General features: G+C 60.6%; 17 protein-coding genes and 1 tRNA gene. 6 read left to right on the top strand and 12 right to left on the bottom strand.

Features of this window, described 5'->3' with window-relative positions:
- Nucleotides 1-2 precede the first annotated feature (2 nt).
- The 4 genes from RBA95_RS04410 to RBA95_RS04425 all read right to left on the bottom strand — a co-directional run bounded on the left by RBA95_RS04410 (nucleotide 3) and on the right by RBA95_RS04425 (nucleotide 3,252).
- Nucleotides 3-74: transfer RNA gene (locus RBA95_RS04410), tRNA-Glu, on the bottom strand.
- A gap of 88 nt (nucleotides 75-162) precedes the next feature.
- Nucleotides 163-1,950, bottom strand: a complete 1,788-nt coding sequence (recJ, locus tag RBA95_RS04415) for a single-stranded-DNA-specific exonuclease RecJ (RefSeq protein ID WP_306015603.1) — start codon at nucleotides 1,948-1,950, stop codon at nucleotides 163-165.
- Complete coding sequence (gene glpX / locus RBA95_RS04420) at nucleotides 1,947-2,906, bottom strand: class II fructose-bisphosphatase (protein WP_306015604.1); 960 nt, start codon at nucleotides 2,904-2,906, stop codon at nucleotides 1,947-1,949. Before glpX ends, recJ begins: the two co-directional genes overlap by 4 nt.
- A gap of 40 nt (nucleotides 2,907-2,946) precedes the next feature.
- Nucleotides 2,947-3,252 carry a hypothetical protein gene (locus RBA95_RS04425; protein WP_306015605.1) on the bottom strand — a complete coding sequence of 102 codons (306 nt, stop codon included), beginning with the start codon at nucleotides 3,250-3,252 and terminating at the stop codon, nucleotides 2,947-2,949.
- Nucleotides 3,253-3,348: 96 nt separating this feature from the next.
- Between RBA95_RS04425 and phaC the strand changes: the two genes are divergently transcribed.
- Nucleotides 3,349-5,376 carry a class I poly(R)-hydroxyalkanoic acid synthase gene (gene phaC / locus RBA95_RS04430; protein WP_371933585.1) on the top strand — a complete coding sequence of 676 codons (2,028 nt, stop codon included), beginning with the start codon at nucleotides 3,349-3,351 and terminating at the stop codon, nucleotides 5,374-5,376.
- Here phaC and RBA95_RS04435 read toward each other — a convergent pair.
- Nucleotides 5,373-5,999, bottom strand: a complete 627-nt coding sequence (locus RBA95_RS04435; RefSeq protein ID WP_306015607.1) for a class I SAM-dependent methyltransferase — start codon at nucleotides 5,997-5,999, stop codon at nucleotides 5,373-5,375. The two genes, phaC and RBA95_RS04435, sit on opposite strands and share 4 nt — an antisense overlap.
- A gap of 103 nt (nucleotides 6,000-6,102) precedes the next feature.
- Between RBA95_RS04435 and RBA95_RS04440 the strand changes: the two genes are divergently transcribed.
- A complete protein-coding gene (locus RBA95_RS04440) occupies nucleotides 6,103-7,008 on the top strand; it encodes a LysR family transcriptional regulator (RefSeq protein ID WP_306015608.1) in 906 nt (301 codons plus the stop codon).
- A gap of 53 nt (nucleotides 7,009-7,061) precedes the next feature.
- On the top strand, nucleotides 7,062-8,489 hold the full coding sequence (locus RBA95_RS04445; RefSeq protein WP_306015609.1) for an alkaline phosphatase PhoX: 1,428 nt from the start codon (nucleotides 7,062-7,064) through the stop codon (nucleotides 8,487-8,489).
- 75 nt (nucleotides 8,490-8,564) lie between these two features.
- Here the strand turns inward: RBA95_RS04445 and RBA95_RS04450 are convergent, their stop codons facing one another.
- The 3 genes from RBA95_RS04450 to rplM all read right to left on the bottom strand — a co-directional run bounded on the left by RBA95_RS04450 (nucleotide 8,565) and on the right by rplM (nucleotide 10,498).
- On the bottom strand, nucleotides 8,565-9,395 hold the full coding sequence (locus RBA95_RS04450) for a TauD/TfdA family dioxygenase (RefSeq protein ID WP_306015610.1): 831 nt from the start codon (nucleotides 9,393-9,395) through the stop codon (nucleotides 8,565-8,567).
- Between the two features lie 129 nt (nucleotides 9,396-9,524).
- Nucleotides 9,525-10,028, bottom strand: coding sequence for a 30S ribosomal protein S9 (gene rpsI, locus RBA95_RS04455; protein WP_371933586.1), 504 nt, complete (start codon nucleotides 10,026-10,028; stop codon nucleotides 9,525-9,527).
- 5 nt (nucleotides 10,029-10,033) lie between these two features.
- The gene (gene rplM / locus RBA95_RS04460; protein WP_306015611.1) at nucleotides 10,034-10,498 is read right to left on the bottom strand and encodes a 50S ribosomal protein L13; all 465 of its coding nucleotides are present in this window, start codon (nucleotides 10,496-10,498) and stop codon (nucleotides 10,034-10,036) included.
- Nucleotides 10,499-10,761: 263 nt separating this feature from the next.
- Between rplM and RBA95_RS04465 the strand changes: the two genes are divergently transcribed.
- Nucleotides 10,762-11,787, top strand: coding sequence for a hypothetical protein (locus RBA95_RS04465; RefSeq protein ID WP_306015612.1), 1,026 nt, complete (start codon nucleotides 10,762-10,764; stop codon nucleotides 11,785-11,787).
- On the opposite strand, the gene RBA95_RS04470 is transcribed toward RBA95_RS04465, so the two are convergent.
- On the bottom strand, nucleotides 11,784-12,866 hold the full coding sequence (locus RBA95_RS04470; protein WP_306015613.1) for a COX15/CtaA family protein: 1,083 nt from the start codon (nucleotides 12,864-12,866) through the stop codon (nucleotides 11,784-11,786). The genes RBA95_RS04465 and RBA95_RS04470 overlap by 4 nt on opposite strands.
- Before the next feature lie 162 nt (nucleotides 12,867-13,028).
- Here RBA95_RS04470 and RBA95_RS04475 point away from each other — a divergent pair, with 162 nt between their 5' ends.
- On the top strand, nucleotides 13,029-14,210 hold the full coding sequence (locus RBA95_RS04475; RefSeq protein WP_371933589.1) for an acyl-CoA dehydrogenase family protein: 1,182 nt from the start codon (nucleotides 13,029-13,031) through the stop codon (nucleotides 14,208-14,210).
- Nucleotides 14,211-14,239: 29 nt separating this feature from the next.
- Entirely contained in the window at nucleotides 14,240-15,364 is a 1,125-nt protein-coding gene (locus RBA95_RS04480) for an acyl-CoA dehydrogenase family protein (protein ID WP_306015615.1), read from the top strand.
- A 60-nt stretch (nucleotides 15,365-15,424) separates the two neighbouring features.
- Here RBA95_RS04480 and RBA95_RS04485 read toward each other — a convergent pair whose 3' ends face one another.
- From RBA95_RS04485 to RBA95_RS04495, 3 genes are all read right to left on the bottom strand, one after another.
- Nucleotides 15,425-15,949, bottom strand: coding sequence for a MarR family winged helix-turn-helix transcriptional regulator (locus RBA95_RS04485; protein ID WP_306015616.1), 525 nt, complete (start codon nucleotides 15,947-15,949; stop codon nucleotides 15,425-15,427).
- Nucleotides 15,950-16,088: 139 nt separating this feature from the next.
- Nucleotides 16,089-17,147 carry a serine hydrolase gene (locus tag RBA95_RS04490; RefSeq protein ID WP_306015617.1) on the bottom strand — a complete coding sequence of 353 codons (1,059 nt, stop codon included), beginning with the start codon at nucleotides 17,145-17,147 and terminating at the stop codon, nucleotides 16,089-16,091.
- A 351-nt stretch (nucleotides 17,148-17,498) separates the two neighbouring features.
- Nucleotides 17,499-18,050, bottom strand: coding sequence for a hypothetical protein (locus RBA95_RS04495; RefSeq protein WP_306015618.1), 552 nt, complete (start codon nucleotides 18,048-18,050; stop codon nucleotides 17,499-17,501).
- Nucleotides 18,051-18,098 lie beyond the last annotated feature (48 nt).

Genomic DNA, 18,098 nt, shown 5'->3' on the forward strand with positions numbered 1-18,098 from the left:
GGCAGGCCCTAGGGGAATCGAACCCCTCTTTCCAGGTTGAAAACCTGGCGTCCTAACCGATAGACGAAGGGCCCGCATCGGTGTGGAGGCGGTGATATATCTGGACAGGCGGAGCGATGCAAGCGGGTCTGCAAAGGTTTTGCAGCATGCACTGCATCAAACTCAGTCCGCCTTGGCCAGGTCTTCCAGGTGAAGCTCCGCCTTGCGGCCATAGCGGTTGTCTTCGGCGCGCAGCTTGCCCGCCACATGCCAGAGCCCGTCTGGCCCGTTCAACAGCGCCTGCCCCAGGGGCTGGTCCGCGCTTCGAAAGCTGATCCCCGTCAACCGGCCGCCGCCTGGGGACTCAAAAGTGAAACGCACATGATCGGTTCCCACCCGTTGGGCGTAGGTCCGCCTGAGGGAAGAAAATGCGAATCGCGGCTCAGGATTGCCCATGCCATAGGGTTCAGCCGCGGACAGCGCTTCACAGAATTCAAACGACACCGCGGACGGACTGACCACGGCGTCCACCTGATAGGTGCGCGCCTCTTCCGCGTCCCGCCAATCATCCCGAAGTCTTGAGCTCAGATAATCGATGAGCTCGGATATGCGATTGGACTCGATCGTCAGGCCGCACGCCATGGCATGGCCGCCGCCGGCGACCAGAAGCCCCTCTTCCCGGGCCGCAGCCACTGCGCCGCCCAGATTGACGCCCGGGCACGAGCGGCCCGAGCCCTTGCCCAGCCCGGTTTCGGGATCAGTGCCGATGACGATTGTAGGCCGGTTGAACCGCTCCTTGATTCGTCCCGCGACAATGCCGATCACCCCAGGGTGCCAGTGCTCGCCCGAAGCGACGAGTATAGGTGTGTCTTCCGTCAGTTCCTGAGCGGCGATCTGCGCCTGCGCCTGATCAAGGACATCGGTCTCAATGGCGCGGCGTTCAGCGTTCAGGGCATCAAGCGTTTGGGCGATATGCGCCGCCTCGGCCGGGTCCTGCGTCATCATCAGGCGGGCGCCCAGGTCCGATTGGCCCACCCGGCCGCCGGCATTGATGCGCGGTCCCAGCAGGAACCCGGCATGGTAAGGCGAAGCTGGTCCTTGCACCCCCGCCGCAGCGGCCAGCGCCGCCATGCCGGGCCGTGACCAGTGGCTCATCACCTTGAGCCCCTGGGCGACAATGGCGCGATTGACCCCGGTCAGGGAGACCACGTCGCAAATCGTGCCGAGGGCGGCGAGGTCGGCGAAATCGAGTACATTCGGTTCCGCACGATCCTTGAAGGCGCTGCGTTTGCGCCCTTCCCGGTTCAACGCCGCCAGCAGCACAAAGGTCACGCCGGCCGCCGCCAGATGTCCGCAGCCGGATTCATCGCCGGGCTGATTGGGGTTGACCAACGCATCGGCGGGCGGGATCTCGCCATCCATCAGGTGGTGATCAATCACCACCACTGGCAGGCCCATCTCGTGCGCCGCGGTCAGCGGTCCGACGGAGGCCGCGCCGCAATCGAGTGTGATGACCAGGCGTGCGCCCTGATCCTTGAGATGTTTCAGCGCAGGAGCGTTCGGGCCATAGCCCTCCTCGATCCGGTCAGGCACGTAGATGATGGGGTCTGCGCCAAGCGCACGCAGCCAGCCGCCCAGCTGGGCGGCGGATGTGGCCCCGTCCACATCGTAATCGGCGAAGAGCGCGATACGGTCACCCGCTTCAACCGCATCCCAGATGCGACGCGCAGCTTCATCCATCCCCTTCAGTGTGGATGGATCGGGAAAACTGTCGCGCAGTTTCGGGGCCAGGAAGGCGGGCGCGGCATCCGCGGTCAGGCCGCGCGCCGCCATGAGACGGGCCAGGGCGTCAGATGTACCCGTCGCCCGGCAAATCGCCTGAACCGCAGCATCGTCCGCAGATTTCAGCCGCCATTGACGTCCGCCGAGTGACTGGCGAACGCCGAAAAGCGGCTCGTCCGCCGCACTCAAGACTGATGCGGACGCCGGGTGGTGATGACGCGGCGCAGCCCTGATGCGGAAGAGAAGACCAGTGACTGGGTCTCGACATAGCCCGGACCGAAGGTGACGCCGGACACCATGTCGCCATTCGTCACGCCCGTAGCGATGAAGAGGCAGTCCTGAGAGGCCAGCTCGGTCAGGGTGTATTTGCGATCAAGATCGGCGATGCCGACCCGCTTGGCGCGTTCGCGCTCGTCATCCGTGCGGAAATGCAGACGCCCCTGCATCTGACCGCCCAGACAACGCAGGGCCGAAGCGCTGAGGACGCCTTCAGGCGCGCCGCCACGGCCGATATAGATGTCGGCTTCGCCATCGGGATCCGCCGCATTGATGCAGCCCGCCACGTCGCCATCGGTGATGAAGTTCACACGCGCGCCCGTGGAGCGGATGGACTCGATGATGTCTTCATGGCGTTCGCGGTCGAGCACGCAGGCCGTCATGTCGGACGGATCAACGCCCTTGGCCTTGGCCATCGCCTTGATGTTGTCCGCCGGGCTGGCGTCCAGATCGATCACGCCTTCAGGATAGCCTGCGCCGATAGCGATCTTGTCCATATAAGTGTCCGGCGCGTGCAACAGGCCGCCGCGCGGCGCCAGCGACAGAACGGCCAGCGCGTTCGCCATGCCCTTTGCGGTCAGGCTGGTGCCTTCAAGCGGGTCCAGCGCGATATCGATCTCCGGCCCCTCGCCCGTGCCGACTTCTTCGCCGATATACAGCATCGGCGCTTCATCGCGCTCGCCTTCACCGATCACGATGCGGCCCTTCATGGGGGTGGCGTTCAGCCCGGTGCGCATGGCGTCAACGGCGGCCTGGTCAGCAGCAATCTTGTCGCCTCGCCCGACAAGGGCGGAAGCGGCGATGGCCGCCTTTTCAGCAGCATTCAGCGCGTCAGTGACAAGGCGATCGAGGGCGAAACCGTCGGACATGGAGCGTCTTCCTTCAGGCAGTCAGGATACAATCAGAGCGTTATTGAGGCCGTTGCGCACGTTCGCGCTGTTCAGCAGCGTATTGTTCGGAATTGGGATCGGGGCCGCGCAAGGCGTCGCCCTCATCCAGTACTTCGCGTCCGGTCGCAACCACCTGAGCTTCCTGCTGACGAAGCGTCTCGCGCTCTTGCTGGGGCAGACGCAGGGTCTGCACATAGACGGGCGCCTCCTGTGGCGGCTGAGCCGCCAAGGCGTCATCTGTCCAGCGCGATTCCTGGCTGGCCGGAGCCATCATGCAGCCCGCCAACAGCAGCGGCGTCACGAACAGAAATGTTTTTTGCAGCATCTTGGCCTTCCAGCGACCTTCTGACCGTTGGACGCGGTCGAGGCTTTCTATACGCTTTGTCCCGTGGCTGTCACCCACTGTAAGGAGTCCGGGCGAATGACGACACGCAAATCCTCTTCTTCGTCTTCGAGCGGTTCATCTAGGACGCCGAAAAAGACCGCGACTCCCAAGGCCGCCAAGCGGAAAACCGCGCCCAAAACCACAGCTTCGAAAGCGAGCGGTCGCAAGCCCTCCAGCCGGGAAACAGCAGACAAGATGGAGACCGCCGCCAAGGCGGATCCGCAAACCCAGGCCGCATCAGGACCTGAGTCGCCCTATGATTTTCCCATGGGCGGCCTGTCTGATGAAAACCTGCAGCATCTCGAGGAGATGTCGCGTCGCGTGCTCCAGGCCTCGATCAAGGGGCAAAAGCTGATGAACGACGCCATGAAGCGTTCGCTCGAGGGCGATCCGTCCATGGCGCCGCAGATTGATCCGCTTCACGCCAATCCGGAAATGCTCCAGGCCTGGGAACACATCCTGTCTGATCCCGAAGCGATCATGCAGGCCCAGGCGGATCTGTATTCGGGCTATCTCGACCTGTGGGCGAACGCCACACGCCGGATGATGAGCGGGGAAAAGCCCAAGCCCGTCATCGAGCCCGATCCGTCCGACAAACGCTGGAAGTCAGACGCCTGGACCGAGCATCCGCTCTTTGACGCCATGAAGCAGTCCTATCTGCTCAATCAGCGTTTCCTGATGGGGCTCGTGGACGGCATCAAAGGCGTTGATGAGGCGACCAAGCACAAGGTCCACTTCCTGACCCAGCAGATGGTGGACGCCCTCGCGCCCACCAATTTTGCTTTGACCAATCCCGATGTGCTCGAGGAAACCTTCAAGACTCGGGGTGAAAACCTCTCTCGCGGCCTGATGCGCCTGGTGGAGGATCTCGAGCGCGGAGATGGCCGTCTTGCCCTGAGCCAGACCGACATGTCCGGCTTTGAAGTGGGCAAGGACATCGCCACCACGCCCGGCGAGGTCATTTACCGCAACCGTGTCATGGAGCTGATCCAGTACGCGCCGGCCACCGAGCAGGTGCGCAAACGTCCGCTGCTGATCGCCCCGCCCTGGATCAACAAGTTCTACATTCTCGACCTGCGCCCTCAGGGCTCGATGATCCGCTGGCTGACCGAGCAGGGCTTCACGGTCTTCCTGATTTCCTGGGTCAATCCCGACGCTTCTCTGAAGGATGCGACGTTCGAGGATTATATCCGGGAGGGTCTGTATGAGGCCCTTGATGTGGTTGAAGAGGTCACCGGCGAGCATCAGGTCGACACGGTCGGTTACTGCATTGGCGGGACCATGCTGGGCTCCGCTCTCGCCCTGATGGCGGCCGAAGACGATGACCGCATCGCGTCCGCCACCTTCTTCGCCGCCCAGCATGACTTCAAGCTGGCGGGCGATCTCCTCGTGTTCGTCGATGAGGAATGGATCGGCGAGATTTCCCGGCTGATGGATTCCCAGGGCGGCGTGCTGGACGGGCGAACCATGTCCGACACCTTCAACATGCTGCGTTCAAACGATCTGGTCTGGTCCTTCGTTATCAAGAACTACCTTCTGGGCAAGGAGCCCCAGGCGTTCGATCTGTTGTACTGGAACGCCGACCAGACCCGGATGCCCAAGACGCTCCACCTGTTCTATCTGAACGCGTTCTACCGCCAGAACCTGTTGTCGGAGGGCAAGATGGAGCTGGGCGGGCATGTGCTGGACATGAAGGATGTGACCATTCCCATCTTCATGCAGGCCAGCCAGAAGGACCACATCGCGCCCGCCGACAGCGTCTATCGCTCCGCCCGACTGTTCGGTGGCCCTGTGGAATACATGATGGCGGGATCGGGCCATATCGCCGGCGTCGTCAACCATCCCGACGCCAACAAGTACCAGCACTGGACCAATGACGCCCTGCCCGAAACCCGGAATGACTGGATGGAGGGGGCGACGGAAAACCCCGGCTCCTGGTGGCCGCACTGGCGCGACTGGCTGATGAGCCTGAGCGATGAAACCGTGCCCGCGCGTCAACCGGGCGGCGGCGTCCGTGAACCGCTCTGCCCGGCGCCCGGCGAATACGTCAAGGTCCGCAGCTAGTCAGACGCCTTGCGCGCAATCAGGAAGACCGTCGGCGATTTGGACGGTTTGAACCGGTATTCGATTATAAAACCGCTGGCGCGCAGCTCCTCGGTGAGGCGCGTCTCCTTGAAAATCTGAAAATCCGGCCAACCCCGGAACAGACGCATGACCGGCTTGATCAGACCGAGAAACGCCATGCCATCGCCCAGACAGGCCGTGCTGGTGACAAACGCGCCGCCCGGTTTGAGCAGATCATGGGACTGCTGAATCGTGCTCTGACGGTCCGGTACGAGATGCAACACGTTCAGACCCAGCACGACATCAAAGCTGCCATTGGGTTCATTCAGGTCCGCCACATCGCAGGCGGCGAAGCGGATATTGTCAACGCCCGCTTCCGCGGCGCGCTCGCGGGCGATCTTGATCATCTCGTCAGACAGATCCGTCGCCACCAGTTCCTTCACGTAAGGGGCGTGCAAGACCGCCGTCGCACCGGTCCCGCATCCGTATTCCAGCACCCGGCTGTCCGGTGTGAAACAGGTCCGGGTCTTTTCTAGCTTGTGCTCATAGCTTGCCTGATCGGCGATCGGATCCTGCGCGTATTTGCGTGCGATGCGATCCCAGAAGGCTTTGTCCTGCGACATGTAAGGTCCTGACCGTCTTGTTTTATTGCTTGTCCCTGATCGATACCCCCTGCCCCGCTCTTTGAATATTGTTGAAATAAGCGCATCTGCTATACGGAAATGCATGAAACTGTCTGCACGCGATCTCGACTGGAATCAGGTCCGCGCCTTCCTCGTCACCGCGCAAGAGGGCTCGTTTTCAGCCGCGTCTCGTGCTCTCGGGCAAACCCAGCCCACTCTCTCAAGACAGGTCAGCGCGCTGGAAACACAGCTGGGCGTAACGTTGTTCGAGCGCGGCACGCGCACCATGGCGCTGACCGAGGCGGGTGAGGCCCTGCTCGCCCCCGCGAAAGCCATGCTCGATGGTGCTCTGGACCTGTCACTGGCCGCGGAAGGGCGTTCAACGTCCATGAAGGGCCAGGTGACCATCACTGCGACCAGCCTGTTCGCCATGAGCTATCTGCCGCCGATAATCGAGGAACTGCGGACCCGCGCGCCCGAGCTCACCCTGGAAGTGATTGCATCCAACTCCTTGCAGGACTTGCGGCGGCGAGAGGCGGATATCGCGATCCGCCATGTGCGACCTTCAGAAGATGAGCTGATTGGCAAATTGATCGGTGAGCATACGGCCGGACTGTACGCCTCGCCCACCTATGTGGCGCGCAAGAGCGCGCCGTCTGGGCCTGAAGATATTCAGTCCCATGATTTTCTCGGCTTTGAGGCTATCGATCAGGCGCTGGCCTTCTATCGCGAGGTGGGGTTGGCGGTGACACCGGACCAGATTCGCGTCATCAGCGGCTATGGCGAAGTACTGGTCGCACTCGTCCATCAGGGCTTGGGCATATGCATCTTGCCCGATGGAGCGTTCTGTGACGGGCTGGAACCGGTTCTCCCCTCGCAGATACGCATCGATTTCCCGGTCTGGTTGGTCACCCATCGCGAGCTGCAGACCAACCCACGCATTCGCCTTGTCTTTGATGTTCTGGCCGAGGCGTTGAAAGCGCGACCGAGTGATAAGCCAATGTCATAATTCTGGCCTAGGATGCTGTAGATGTTACTTCATAACAAGCGTTCGGATATCCCATGACACTCTCCCGTCGCAGCTTTCTGAGCAACGCCGCCGCCATCAGCGCCGCTTTCAGCGCATTGCCGCTTCTGAGCGCGCGCGCACAAGCTCGGAACGCCGGCTATATCAATCAGGTTGAGGGCTATGGCCCGCTTGAAGCCGATCCGGACGCGCTGTTCGACCTGCCTGCCGGCTTTGATTATGTCACCCTGTCAGAAACCGGCGCGCCCATGGATGACGGGCTGATAGTACCGGGCGATCATGACGGCATGGCCTGCTTTCCCGGTCTGGAGGACGGGCAGGTAATCCTGGTGCGCAACCATGAAATGTCGCCGGACGAAACCGAAGCGTCTGCTTTTGGCCCGGATGCGGAAAGGTTGTCGGCAATCGATGCAGGCAAGCTCTATGACCATGCAGATGGCGGGGTGACCCATCTGGGCGGTACGACGACGATCCATGTGGACCTCGCTACGCGTCGTGTCGTGCGCCAATTCCTCTCTCTGGGCGGCACCGAGCGTAATTGCGCGGGCGGACCCACGCCCTGGGGCAGCTGGATCACCTGTGAAGAAAGCCTCACCCAGGCCGGTCCCGGCTATGGCGCTCACGATCATGGCTATGCGTTTGAAGTGCCGTCGCAGGCGACCGAACTCGTCCGCGCCGAGCCTCTGACCGCCATGGGCCGTTTCAATCGCGAGGCCTGCGCCACGGATCCGCGCACTTCGATTGTCTACCAGACCGAAGATGACCGCCCCTCCCTCTTCACCCGCTTCATTCCCAATGCGCCAGGCGAGCTGCGTGCAGGTGGACGCCTACAGGCGCTGAAGGTCATCGGGCAACCGGGCCTGAATACGCATAACTGGGATGCCCACGCACAGACTGTCGGGGTGGGTGAAACCCTGGCGGTGGAGTGGATCGACGTCGTGGATGCTCACAACCCCAACAATGACCTCGCCAGCCGTATGGTGGACGCCGGAGCTGCAAACTTCACCCGCGGTGAAGGCATGTGGTTCGGTGACAATGAAGTCTTCTTCTGCTGCACCGATGGGGGACCTGAGCATATTGGCCAGATCTGGCGTTATCGCCCCTCACCGCTTGAGGGTCAGGACGGTGAAACCGCTCAGCCGGGCGAGCTGACCTTGCTCGTCCAGACGACGGACGAACGCGTGCTGGAAAAGTGCGACAACATCACGGTGGCGCCCTGGGGCGATCTTGTGGTGGTTGAGGATGGCGATAACGAGCAATTCATCCGCGGCGTCACCCCCGATGGCCGCGTCTATACGATCGGCCGCAACGCCGCGTCGGATGACGAGGGTGAGTACAGCGAAATCACAGGTCCCTGTTTCTCGCCGGACGGTTCAACCCTGTTCTTCAATGTGCAGAACGGCCCGGGCCGCACCTTCGCCGTCAAGGGACCGTGGGAGACCCGGTCCCTGACAGACGTTTGAACGGCAGGACGCAGCTCTTTCTGAGCTTTCAAATCGGGTGACGCCGTCATGGCGTCGCCCGTCAGTCTCTGAGCCTCAGTAGAGCGTGATGCGATGCAGCTCGCGGCGATGACCTTCATAGCCGCCGGTCGCCTTGTGAACGACGCTGCGATTGTCCCACATCACCAGCATGTCCTTTTGCCATTTCTGGGCGAAGACAAACTCAGGCCTCGATTGCCATTCGTTGAGCTCCAGGATCAGTTTGATCGCCTCCTGGTCCTCCACGCCCTCAAACCCGATCCAATACCCGATCCCGCTCAGAAATCCGCGTCGGCCGGTCTCGGGGTGCGCAGGCGCGAGCGGGTGCGTGAAGCGCACATGTTCAGCCTCGGCGGATGGGCGGATATCCATCGCGCCGTTCTTGCTGACATCGCCGTAAGCGCCCTTGAGCGAATAGCCCATCACCGGGGAATGGATCGCCTGAAGATCTGCAAACCGGGCGCGCATCTCATCGGGCATGGCCTCGAACGCCAGATGCTGGTTCGAAAACAGGGTGTCACCGCCGATGGGGGGAATATCGAGACCGTAAAGCACCGTGCCCTTGGGGGGATGCTCCAGAAAGCTCCAGTCCGAATGCCAGTGCTCAGCAAAGATCGGGTTGGTGTCTGATGCTTCGCGCTTCACGGCCGCAATATGTGTTCGACCGGGAATGGGATTGAAATACGGATCCTCACCGAACTGGCCGAACTGTTGGGAGAAAGCTTCCAGCTGGTCGTCGTCCAGTTTCTGATGGGGAAAGGCGAGCACGTGATGGTCCAGCCAGGCCGCATTGATCTCGGCAATCTCTCTGTCCGATAGCGGTTTGGACAGGTCCACGCCGCGCACCTCTGCGCCACAGGGCCCGCCGCTGGGCGTCACCTCAATCATGATCATCTCCTCCCTTATGTGTTTTGGGAGATCAGAGCATGGGCGCACCCATCTTGAAAGCGCGGCGCCAACGAAAAAGGGCGGCTCGACTGAGCCGCCCTTTGACGTAATCGGATCGGAAAGATCGTCTTAACGCTTCGAGAACTGGAAGCTACGACGGGCTTTCTTGCGGCCGTATTTCTTACGCTCGACCACACGAGAGTCGCGGGTGAGGAAGCCGCCAGCCTTGAGCACGCCACGCAGGGACGGCTCGAAATAGGTCAGCGCACGGGAGATGCCGTGACGGACCGCGCCGGCCTGGCCGGACAAACCGCCGCCCTTGACGGTGCAGTACACGTCAAACGCATCAACACGCTCGGTGGCTTCAAACGGCTGGGCGATCATCATGCGCAGAACCGGACGAGCGAAATACACTTCCTGGTCGCGACCATTGACGATGATCTTGCCGGAGCCCGGCTTGATCCAGACGCGTGCGGTGGCGTCCTTACGACGACCAGTCGCATAGGCGCGGCCAAACTCGTCGAGTTTCGGCTCAGCCAGAACTTGTTCTTCCGGAGCTTCCGGAACGATTTCAGAGCCTGCGTCCTGCAGTGCGGACTTCAGGTCTTCCAGGGAACGAGCTTCATCAGCCATGTTCATTAGCCCCGCGCGTTCTTGGTGTTCATGGACTTGAAGTCGACGACTTCAGGGTTCTGCGCTTCATGCGGATGCTCCGCGCCAGCATACACGCGCAGTTTGGAGAACTGCGAACGTGCGAGCGGGCTTTCTTTCGGAAGCATGCGCTTGACGGCCATCTCGACCACGCGCTCGGGGAAACGGCCTTCCAGCACTTTGCGCGGAGAGGTTTCCTTGATGCCGCCCGGGTGACCGGTGTGACGATAGTAGCGCTTGTCCTGGTACTTGCGGCCCGTGAACACCACCTTGTCGGCGTTGATGACCACGACGTGGTCGCCCGTGTCGACGTGCGGGGTGTAATCAGGGCGGTGCTTGCCGCGGAGACGCGTGGCGATGTACGCAGCCAGGCGGCCAACAATGGCCCCTTCGGCGTCAATCACGACCCACTTTTTCTCGACGTCCGCGGGCTTGGCGGTAAAGGTCTTCATCGCTCTGCCTTGGTGTCCGTTTTGACGCGTCAGGGCCCATCCCTGCCGCGAAGGTGGGCGGCTTCTACGCGCGCCAGACAGTCACGTCAACACCTGTAGTGAAATTAGCTGTTTTTCAGTGGGTTAGAAATACGGTATCAAGTTACCGCATGCGCTGGAGCATGTTGAAATCGCTAGGCTGCACCCGTTGTGTGACGCCATGGCGGATTACATATAATGTGCGCTGACACGCGTTTTCGCCCTGTTCTGAGCCGAGGCTGACCATGACCGCACGCCGTACCCGTCTTCTTCTTTCCGCTGCGCTTTCCGGCGGCCTGCTCTGGATGGCCGGATGTGAAGCGCCTGCGCCTGAAGGCGAAGATAATGATGTGACGGTTGAAACCCGAAACGCCATGGTCACCGGCGCCTTCCAGACAGCGAGCCGGTCTGAATCCCTTATTTTCCTGCCGGATGAAGAAGCGCCCTGGACAGGCTTGCTGGCCGCCTCGTTGACAGGCGGCGGCTTTGATATCTTCAACATTGACGGTCAGACGATCATCAGCGCGGCAGGCCCGGAACTGCGCGGCCTTGCGGGCGTATCAAATTTCGCTCTGCGCGGTGAAACCTTTCCCCTGCTCTTCGGCGTGGATGACACGGGCCAGCTGCGCGGCTTCGTTGTGGTGAGCGAGACCGAAGAAGTCATCGAGCTGCCGCTTGAAAGCGAAACCGCCCTGCCCGCCTCCGCCGGTGTTTGCCTCTATGATCAGGGCATCGGCTATGTCGAGCTGGCTCTCTTGAGTGAAGAGTCAGAAGCCCGGATCGTCCGGGTGCGCGATGCAGGCGGCTCTGGCCTGACGCTGGAACAGCGCGATGTGCGCGCCCTGCCCTTCCCGGCACGTTCATGTTCAGGCGCGGATGAGGACCTTCTGGTCGCCGGCCCGACCGCGGGACTTGCCCGGATTGCGCCGGATGGCGCCCAGACGGCGTTCGCCGCCGGCCTGTCGGTTGCTGACGTGTCCTATACTGAATTGCTCGGCCGTCCGGTGGCGCTGGTCGCCTCGGCCCAGACCGGACTCGTCTCGGTCTATGATGCGCGCACGCTGGACCTGATTGTGGATGTGCAGTTTGAAGACGGCTTGAACGCCCCCGCCTTTGAACGGCCGACCGCATTGGCGGTCACCGAGGCCAATTACGGCGGCATGGCGTTCTCAAGCGGTATCGTGGCTGTCTATGACGCTGCGGATTCCAGCATCAAGCTGGTCGCTCGCGAAGTCCTGTCGCGCACTGTGGTGAGCGGAGACGAAGCCTAGGCTTCCGTCTCCGGCTTCGGCTCCACGACAACCGCGCCTCGCGCAGTCACCCAGGCCAGCGCGCCGCTGGTCAGGAACAGCACGATGCCACCGGTCTGGTGCATCAGCGACCATGACAGAGGCGCCACCTGGATCAGCGTGATGATCCCCAGGGCCACCTGAACCACCAACGCCGCCCCCACAATGACGCCCAGGCGCTTGAGCTCGATGGCCGGGCTCTTGATGACGCGCCAGCATAGCCACAATCCGCCCACGAAAAGGATGTAGGCGAACCAGCGGTGCTGGAACTGGACGGCCGGGCGGCTTTCAAAGATCGCCTGCCAGAAGGGCATGCCGCTCAGATAGTCATCGGGAACCAGCTGTCCGTAAAACCCTGGCCAGGTGTTGAAGATGCGCCCCGCATCCAGGCCGGCGACGAAAGCGCCAAGCGCGATCTGGAACAGCACAGCGCCCCAGAAGATCGCTGCGGGTCTGAACAATCGGGATCGGGTCAGGGCCTGCGCCTCGCCGTAGCGCAATTCGAGCGCGGTCCAGAGCGTCAGCCCCAAAATCAAGAAGGCCATGCTGAGATGGGTGGCGAGCCGGTACTGGCTGACGTCCAGCCGGTCCACGAGCCCGGAAGACACCATCCACCAGCCGATCGCGCCCTGGAGACCACCCAGGGCGAACAGAACCCACAGCCGAGGCAGCAAGCGCTGCGGGGCCTGCTTGGTGAACAGGAAGAACATGAAAGGCGCGAAATAGACCAGGCCCAGCGTCCGTCCCAGCTGACGGTGCCCCCACTCCCACCAGTAGATGAACTGGAACTCGGCCATGGACATGCCGCGGTTCTGTTCCTGGTATTCGGGGATCTGGCGATACTTCTCGAGCTCGATCTCCCAGCCGGCGTCTGTGAGCGGCGGGATGGCCCCGGTCACGGGACGCCATTCGGTGATGGACAGACCTGAATCGGTCAGACGCGTCGCCCCGCCGACAATGATCATGGCGCAGACGAACAGCCCCACCACGACCAGCCACCAGAACATGCCGCGATGCGTGTCAGCGGCGGTGAAGGGCTTGGGCAGAGCGTGCGCAGTCATCTTGGATCCTGATCGAACAAGGCGTCTGTCTAGCTACATATCGGACGCGCGGCCCGGGGCAAGATGCCGGTGCGGCGTTGCGTCAGTGCTGCAGGCGCAAAACAGGGCTGGCCAGAAACTCCTTAGCGCCTTACCTTTCTGGAAAACGCTAGGGAGGAGCGCATCATGTCGCTTGATAATTTCCGTAAGGAAACAAAAGATTGGCTCGAGGCCAACTGTCCTCAGAGCATGCGTAAGCCGATCCAGTCCGAGGCCGATATCTGCTGGGGCGGACGCAATTGGACCTTCGCCAGTGAAGACCAGAAAATCTGGCTGGAACGCATGGCCGAGCGCGGCTGGACCGTGCCGACCTGGCCCAAGGAATATGGCGGCGGCGGCCTGAGCAAGGATGAAGCCTTTGTCCTCAAAGAGGAAATGAAGGCAATCAATGCCCGCTCACCGCTCGACAGCTTCGGCATCTGGATGCTCGGCCCGGCCTTGCTGAAATACGGCACCCATGAACAGAAACTGGAATTCCTGCCGCCGATCGCACGCGGTGAAATTCGCTGGTGCCAGGGCTATTCCGAACCGGGCGCAGGCTCCGACCTCGTCTCCCTGCGCACCAAGGGCGTGCTGGACGGCGATCACTACACGGTCAACGGCCAGAAGGTCTGGACGTCCTATGCCGACAAGTCCGACTGGATCTTTGCACTGGTTCGCACCGAGCCGGATGCGCCTAAATACAACGGCATCTCCTTCCTGCTCATCGACATGGATCAGCCGGGCGTCAGCACCAAGCCGATCAAGCTGATTTCGGGCAAGTCGCCGTTCTGCGAGACCTTCTTTGATGACGCGAAAGCCAAGGTCAAAGATCGCGTCGGCGATGCCGGTCAAGGCTGGGAGATTGCGAAATACCTGCTGAGCCACGAACGTGCCGGCATCGTGTCCGAAGCCGCCTTTGGCGGACTCAATCCGGTCAGCGCGGCGCACCAGTCCGGCGAAGTCGATGCCGACGGCAAGATGTCCGATCCCATCCTGCGCGGCGACGTGGCGCGCCTGACCATTGATGGTCTGGCGTTCGACGCCACCATGCGTCGGGTAAAGGAAGAGGCAGACCATGGCGAAGGCGTGGGCGCCCGAGCGTCCCTGCTCAAATACATGGGCACCGAGCTGAACAAGCGTCGCAACGAGCTGAACATGTCCGCACTCGGATATGACGGCCTGCTGTGGGAAGGCGAGAAGGAAAGCGATGGCGAGGTCGCCCGCTCTTGGCTGCGCTCGCGCGCCAACTCCATCGAGGGCGGCACCAGCGAGATCAACCTCAATATCGTCGCCAAGCGCGTTCTGAACCTGCCGGGCGCCTAGGCGCACCTTAGAACTCAAGGACTTTATCGATGAGCTTTGTTCTCAACGAAGACGAGCAGATGCTGCGCGATTCCGCGCGCGCCTTCCTCAACGAATCCGCCCCGGTCACCGCTCTGCGCACCTTGCGCGACGAAAAGAGTCCGACCGGCTTCTCATCTGAGCTGTGGTCTTCCTTTGCGGAAATGGGCTGGTCCGGCGTTCTCGTGAGCGAGGACCATGGCGGCGTGGATATGGGCTATGCGGCCGCGGGCCTGGTGCTGGAGGAAATGGGCCGCACCCTCGCCTCCTCGCCCTTCCTGTCCACCTCGGTTCTGGCGGCCACCGCCTTCAATCTGGCGGGCACGGACGCACAGAAATCCAAATGGCTTCCCAAGATCGCCGCTGGCGAGACCGTGATCGCCATTGCGCTCGATGAGAGGGCCCGACACAACCCCGACCATATCGAGACCCGCGCGAAGAAAGACGGCAACGGTTTTGTCCTGTCGGGCAAGAAGCGCTTCGTGAATGAAGGCGCGGGCGCGGATCTTCTGATCGTGGTCGCACGCATGGATGATGACCAGCTCGGCTTCTTCATGGTTGATCCGAAAGCTGATGGCGTTAGCCGTGAAGACCGCCGGACTGTGGACAGTCACGTGCCCGCCGACTTCAGCTTTGATGACGTGAAGCTGGATGGCGACGCCTTCCTGTCTGGCGCGGATGATTCAGACGCCGCCTATCGCCGCCTTCTGGACGCCGGTCGCGCCTGTCAGGCGGCCGAATCCCTCGGCGTGGCGGAACAGGCGTTTGATGACACCATCGCCTATATTTCCGAACGTGAGCAGTTCGGCGTGCCGATCTCGAGCTTCCAGGGGCTGCAGCACCGCGCCGCCCATTTGCTGGGTGAGCTGGAGCTGGCGCGTTCACTGGTGCGTCGTGCGCTGACCACGCTGGACACCCAGCCCAGCCAGGCTCCGCTCTGGTGCGTGGCGGCGAAAGCCAAGGCGACCCAGGTGTCTCGTCTGGCGGCCGCCGAAGGCATCCAGATGCACGGCGGGGTCGGCATGACCGACGAGTACGATATCGGCCTGTATTACAAGCGCGCACAGGCGGCTGGCGAATTCCTGGGCGACGACGCCTTCAACGCCGGCGAAGTGGCGCGCATGAGCGGCTACTAGGCGCGCCTCACAGCTGATTGAAACAGGGCGGGATCGCGATGCGGTCCCGCCCTTTTCTCATCAGCTGGCGTCCTGTTCGCCCTCACCGCCGCCCTCAGGCTGACCATACTCATAAAGATGCTTCATCTCGCCCGCAGCGAGGATTGGTGATGCGTCAATATCCTTGGCGTCCATCAGTTCGGCGACTCGCTGCACCGAAGCGATCAGCATGTGTTGCTCCCAGCTGGGCAGTTCACGAAAGGCGCGCAAGAAGCCGGCCTGGAACAGTTCCGGGGCCGCGCGCGCCTTCTCAAGGCCTAGAGAGGTCAGCCCTACGAGCACGACACGGCGGTCGCTTTCGGACCGGCGCCGCTCGACGAATTTCTGCGCCTCAAGTCGGTCCAGAATGGACGTGACGGTGGCCTGGCTTAGCGAAACCACCCGGGCGATGGCGCTGGGCGCCAGCTCGCCGCGCTGTCGCAACGACTGCAGGACCACCAGCTGCGGCGCGGTCAGGCCGGAGCTCTTAACAAGACGTTTGGAGTGAATATCAATGGCCCGCGTAATACGACGCAGGGCGATCAGAATTTCATCGTAATCAGACATCGAACCCATCATGAGCATGCGCGAACGCGAAAGCACCCAATTGGCTTACCATGAGTTTGATCGAAAAGGGAAATGAGACGGATTAATCCGCAAATCCCTCCTCACTTTGCAGACGCGCCAGACGGCTAAACTTTTTGCGTCAGTTGTCATCGCGCAACTGCGCAATAATCGCGTTTGAAGCGCCATTCAGGTCCGCCTGGGCGGTCGAAGTGACAGAAGGGGTCACCATGAAAATGCCCAATCCCGCTTCGGGATAAATGGAAATCCAAGCGGAGGTCCCGAACGTGCCGCCGCCATGATAAAGCTGACCGACAGTATCGAGATTGAAGGTGTTCCAAATGAAGGCGCGCCCAAGTCCGTCAGGCTCGCCTACCAGCAGTGTGACAGCGTCCCGCGCCAGCGGCTCCCCACTGGTCAAATAATAGCGCATATATCGGCCCATATCTGGAGCCGTGGACTTCAACCCGCCCGCCGCATTGAAATACGTGGATGCATCCGGCGCAGGCTCGCCATTGGATTGCCGCCCGACTTGCCAGCGAGTGTGCTGTTCTGGAGTGAGCGCGCTATAGGTTTGCGTCTGGCCAGTGCGGGGAAAGACCCGTTCGGTCAGGAGCTGACCGTACGATGTCTCGTAGACACGCTCTAGGATCACGCCAAGTAGACGCACAGCTGCATTGGAATATCGGTATTGCTCACCAGGGACTGAGAGAAGCTCCATGGACTGCAAGCGATTCATTAGGTCTGTCTGGTCATGGTCCAGAAAACAGACGAGCAGCGCGTCGGGGGTCAGATCAGGGGCGTCGCACGCGAGATCCTGAGGCATGCCGGAGACATGGGTCGTAAGATGTCGGATCGTGGCGTGCTCGCCGTTCTTCGAGAATAGCCCTGGGTCCAGTTCCGGTACATACTGCGCCACAGGATCATCCAGGGCGAGCAGCCCATCAGAGACAGCCAGCGCCAACAGCAGGCCGGTATGTGTCTTGGTCAGGGAACCGATATCATACAGCGTGTCATCATCGGGATGCGCGCCATTGGACAGCTGTCCGAAGTGATACGTTGCAATGTCGCCCCGCTCAACAATCGCCACGGATACAGAATCAAATCCGGTCTGCGCCATCATGGCCTCGACTTCTTCGCGGACGATCTCGGCCTGATTTTCAGATTGTGCTTCTGTCAGTGAGGCGGTGCTCAGTATCACCAGGAGCGCGAGCGCTATGGCCTGCGTTAGAAATCGCATCCGTCTCTTCCTCTGCCCATCGTTTTGATCCCTGCTCAAACGAGCAGAATTTCAAACGCGGATATCAGAAGACGACGCACTGATCTTCTCACAGTGTCGTCATCTGTTACGTGAACTTGCGGAAGACAAATCAGAAGTCTTTGAAAGGGGAAATGGTCGGAACGGCGAGATTCGAACTCGCGACCCCTGGTCCCCCAGTTCAGGAACAATTCAATAATTACAATAACTTAGCTACAAACCTTTCAGCTTATGTGTCGTTATGTATCAATAGCTTAACGAGACCATGCAAACCGAAAGAGGCTGTCCAACTGCTCAGATAAGCTTCAATGCTCGAAGGCCCAAAAAGATGATACCACTAGCAGTTACAGCTAAGCCCACGATCATAAATCCAATACCCGCAAGAGAAGGTATAACCCCTATGGGAGCTTGTGGTCTGGTAATCAGTGGATAAGAAATCCCATCCTCGCTAGATACACTAACGAGAGGAGCCGATGGGCCTGTGTACATAATGTTTAGAATCGTATAATTTTTTGATTTAATTTTATCAATTTTTATTCGGCAAATACCATCCGACAACAACTCTTCTTTATGTGATACATGAGGAGAAAAGGTATAATTTAGAGGTTTATATTGTAGGTTTATCTCTACATCTTCATAGTTCTTCTTTGATTCATTTAAGACAACGCAAGAGAATACATTAAAAGTATTAATTTGCTCGGGACTGTTTTTGAAATTAAATGTCGCCGTGCTTGTTAGAAATACCTTTAGCTTCAGCCTGTTTTTATATGCATTAACGAGTGCAGTCGCGAGCACCCCGAGGATGATATTGATCACGCTTAGCAAGACAGCTGAAACTAATGACATCGCAAGTCCTCATTCAAGAATCATGATGACAGTAGCTAACAAAAGTTG

This window comes from Oceanicaulis sp. MMSF_3324 (assembly GCF_030733545.1).
Classification (GTDB): Bacteria; Pseudomonadota; Alphaproteobacteria; order Caulobacterales; family Maricaulaceae; genus Oceanicaulis.

What these genes read in the sequence shown, in the direction of transcription:
- glpX (WP_306015604.1), bottom strand. Translation starts at nt 2,906, where the DNA reads ATGTCCGACGGTTTCGCCCTCGATCGCCTTGTCACTGACGCGCTGAAT.
- RBA95_RS04425 (WP_306015605.1), bottom strand. Translation starts at nt 3,252, where the DNA reads ATGCTGCAAAAAACATTTCTGTTCGTGACGCCGCTGCTGTTGGCGGGC.
- phaC (WP_371933585.1), top strand. Translation starts at nt 3,349, where the DNA reads ATGACGACACGCAAATCCTCTTCTTCGTCTTCGAGCGGTTCATCTAGG.
- RBA95_RS04435 (WP_306015607.1), bottom strand. Translation starts at nt 5,999, where the DNA reads ATGTCGCAGGACAAAGCCTTCTGGGATCGCATCGCACGCAAATACGCG.
- RBA95_RS04440 (WP_306015608.1), top strand. Translation starts at nt 6,103, where the DNA reads ATGAAACTGTCTGCACGCGATCTCGACTGGAATCAGGTCCGCGCCTTC.
- RBA95_RS04445 (WP_306015609.1), top strand. Translation starts at nt 7,062, where the DNA reads ATGACACTCTCCCGTCGCAGCTTTCTGAGCAACGCCGCCGCCATCAGC.
- RBA95_RS04450 (WP_306015610.1), bottom strand. Translation starts at nt 9,395, where the DNA reads ATGATTGAGGTGACGCCCAGCGGCGGGCCCTGTGGCGCAGAGGTGCGC.
- rpsI (WP_371933586.1), bottom strand. Translation starts at nt 10,028, where the DNA reads ATGGCTGATGAAGCTCGTTCCCTGGAAGACCTGAAGTCCGCACTGCAG.
- rplM (WP_306015611.1), bottom strand. Translation starts at nt 10,498, where the DNA reads ATGAAGACCTTTACCGCCAAGCCCGCGGACGTCGAGAAAAAGTGGGTC.
- RBA95_RS04465 (WP_306015612.1), top strand. Translation starts at nt 10,762, where the DNA reads ATGACCGCACGCCGTACCCGTCTTCTTCTTTCCGCTGCGCTTTCCGGC.
- RBA95_RS04470 (WP_306015613.1), bottom strand. Translation starts at nt 12,866, where the DNA reads ATGACTGCGCACGCTCTGCCCAAGCCCTTCACCGCCGCTGACACGCAT.
- RBA95_RS04480 (WP_306015615.1), top strand. Translation starts at nt 14,240, where the DNA reads ATGAGCTTTGTTCTCAACGAAGACGAGCAGATGCTGCGCGATTCCGCG.
- RBA95_RS04485 (WP_306015616.1), bottom strand. Translation starts at nt 15,949, where the DNA reads ATGTCTGATTACGATGAAATTCTGATCGCCCTGCGTCGTATTACGCGG.
- RBA95_RS04495 (WP_306015618.1), bottom strand. Translation starts at nt 18,050, where the DNA reads ATGTCATTAGTTTCAGCTGTCTTGCTAAGCGTGATCAATATCATCCTC.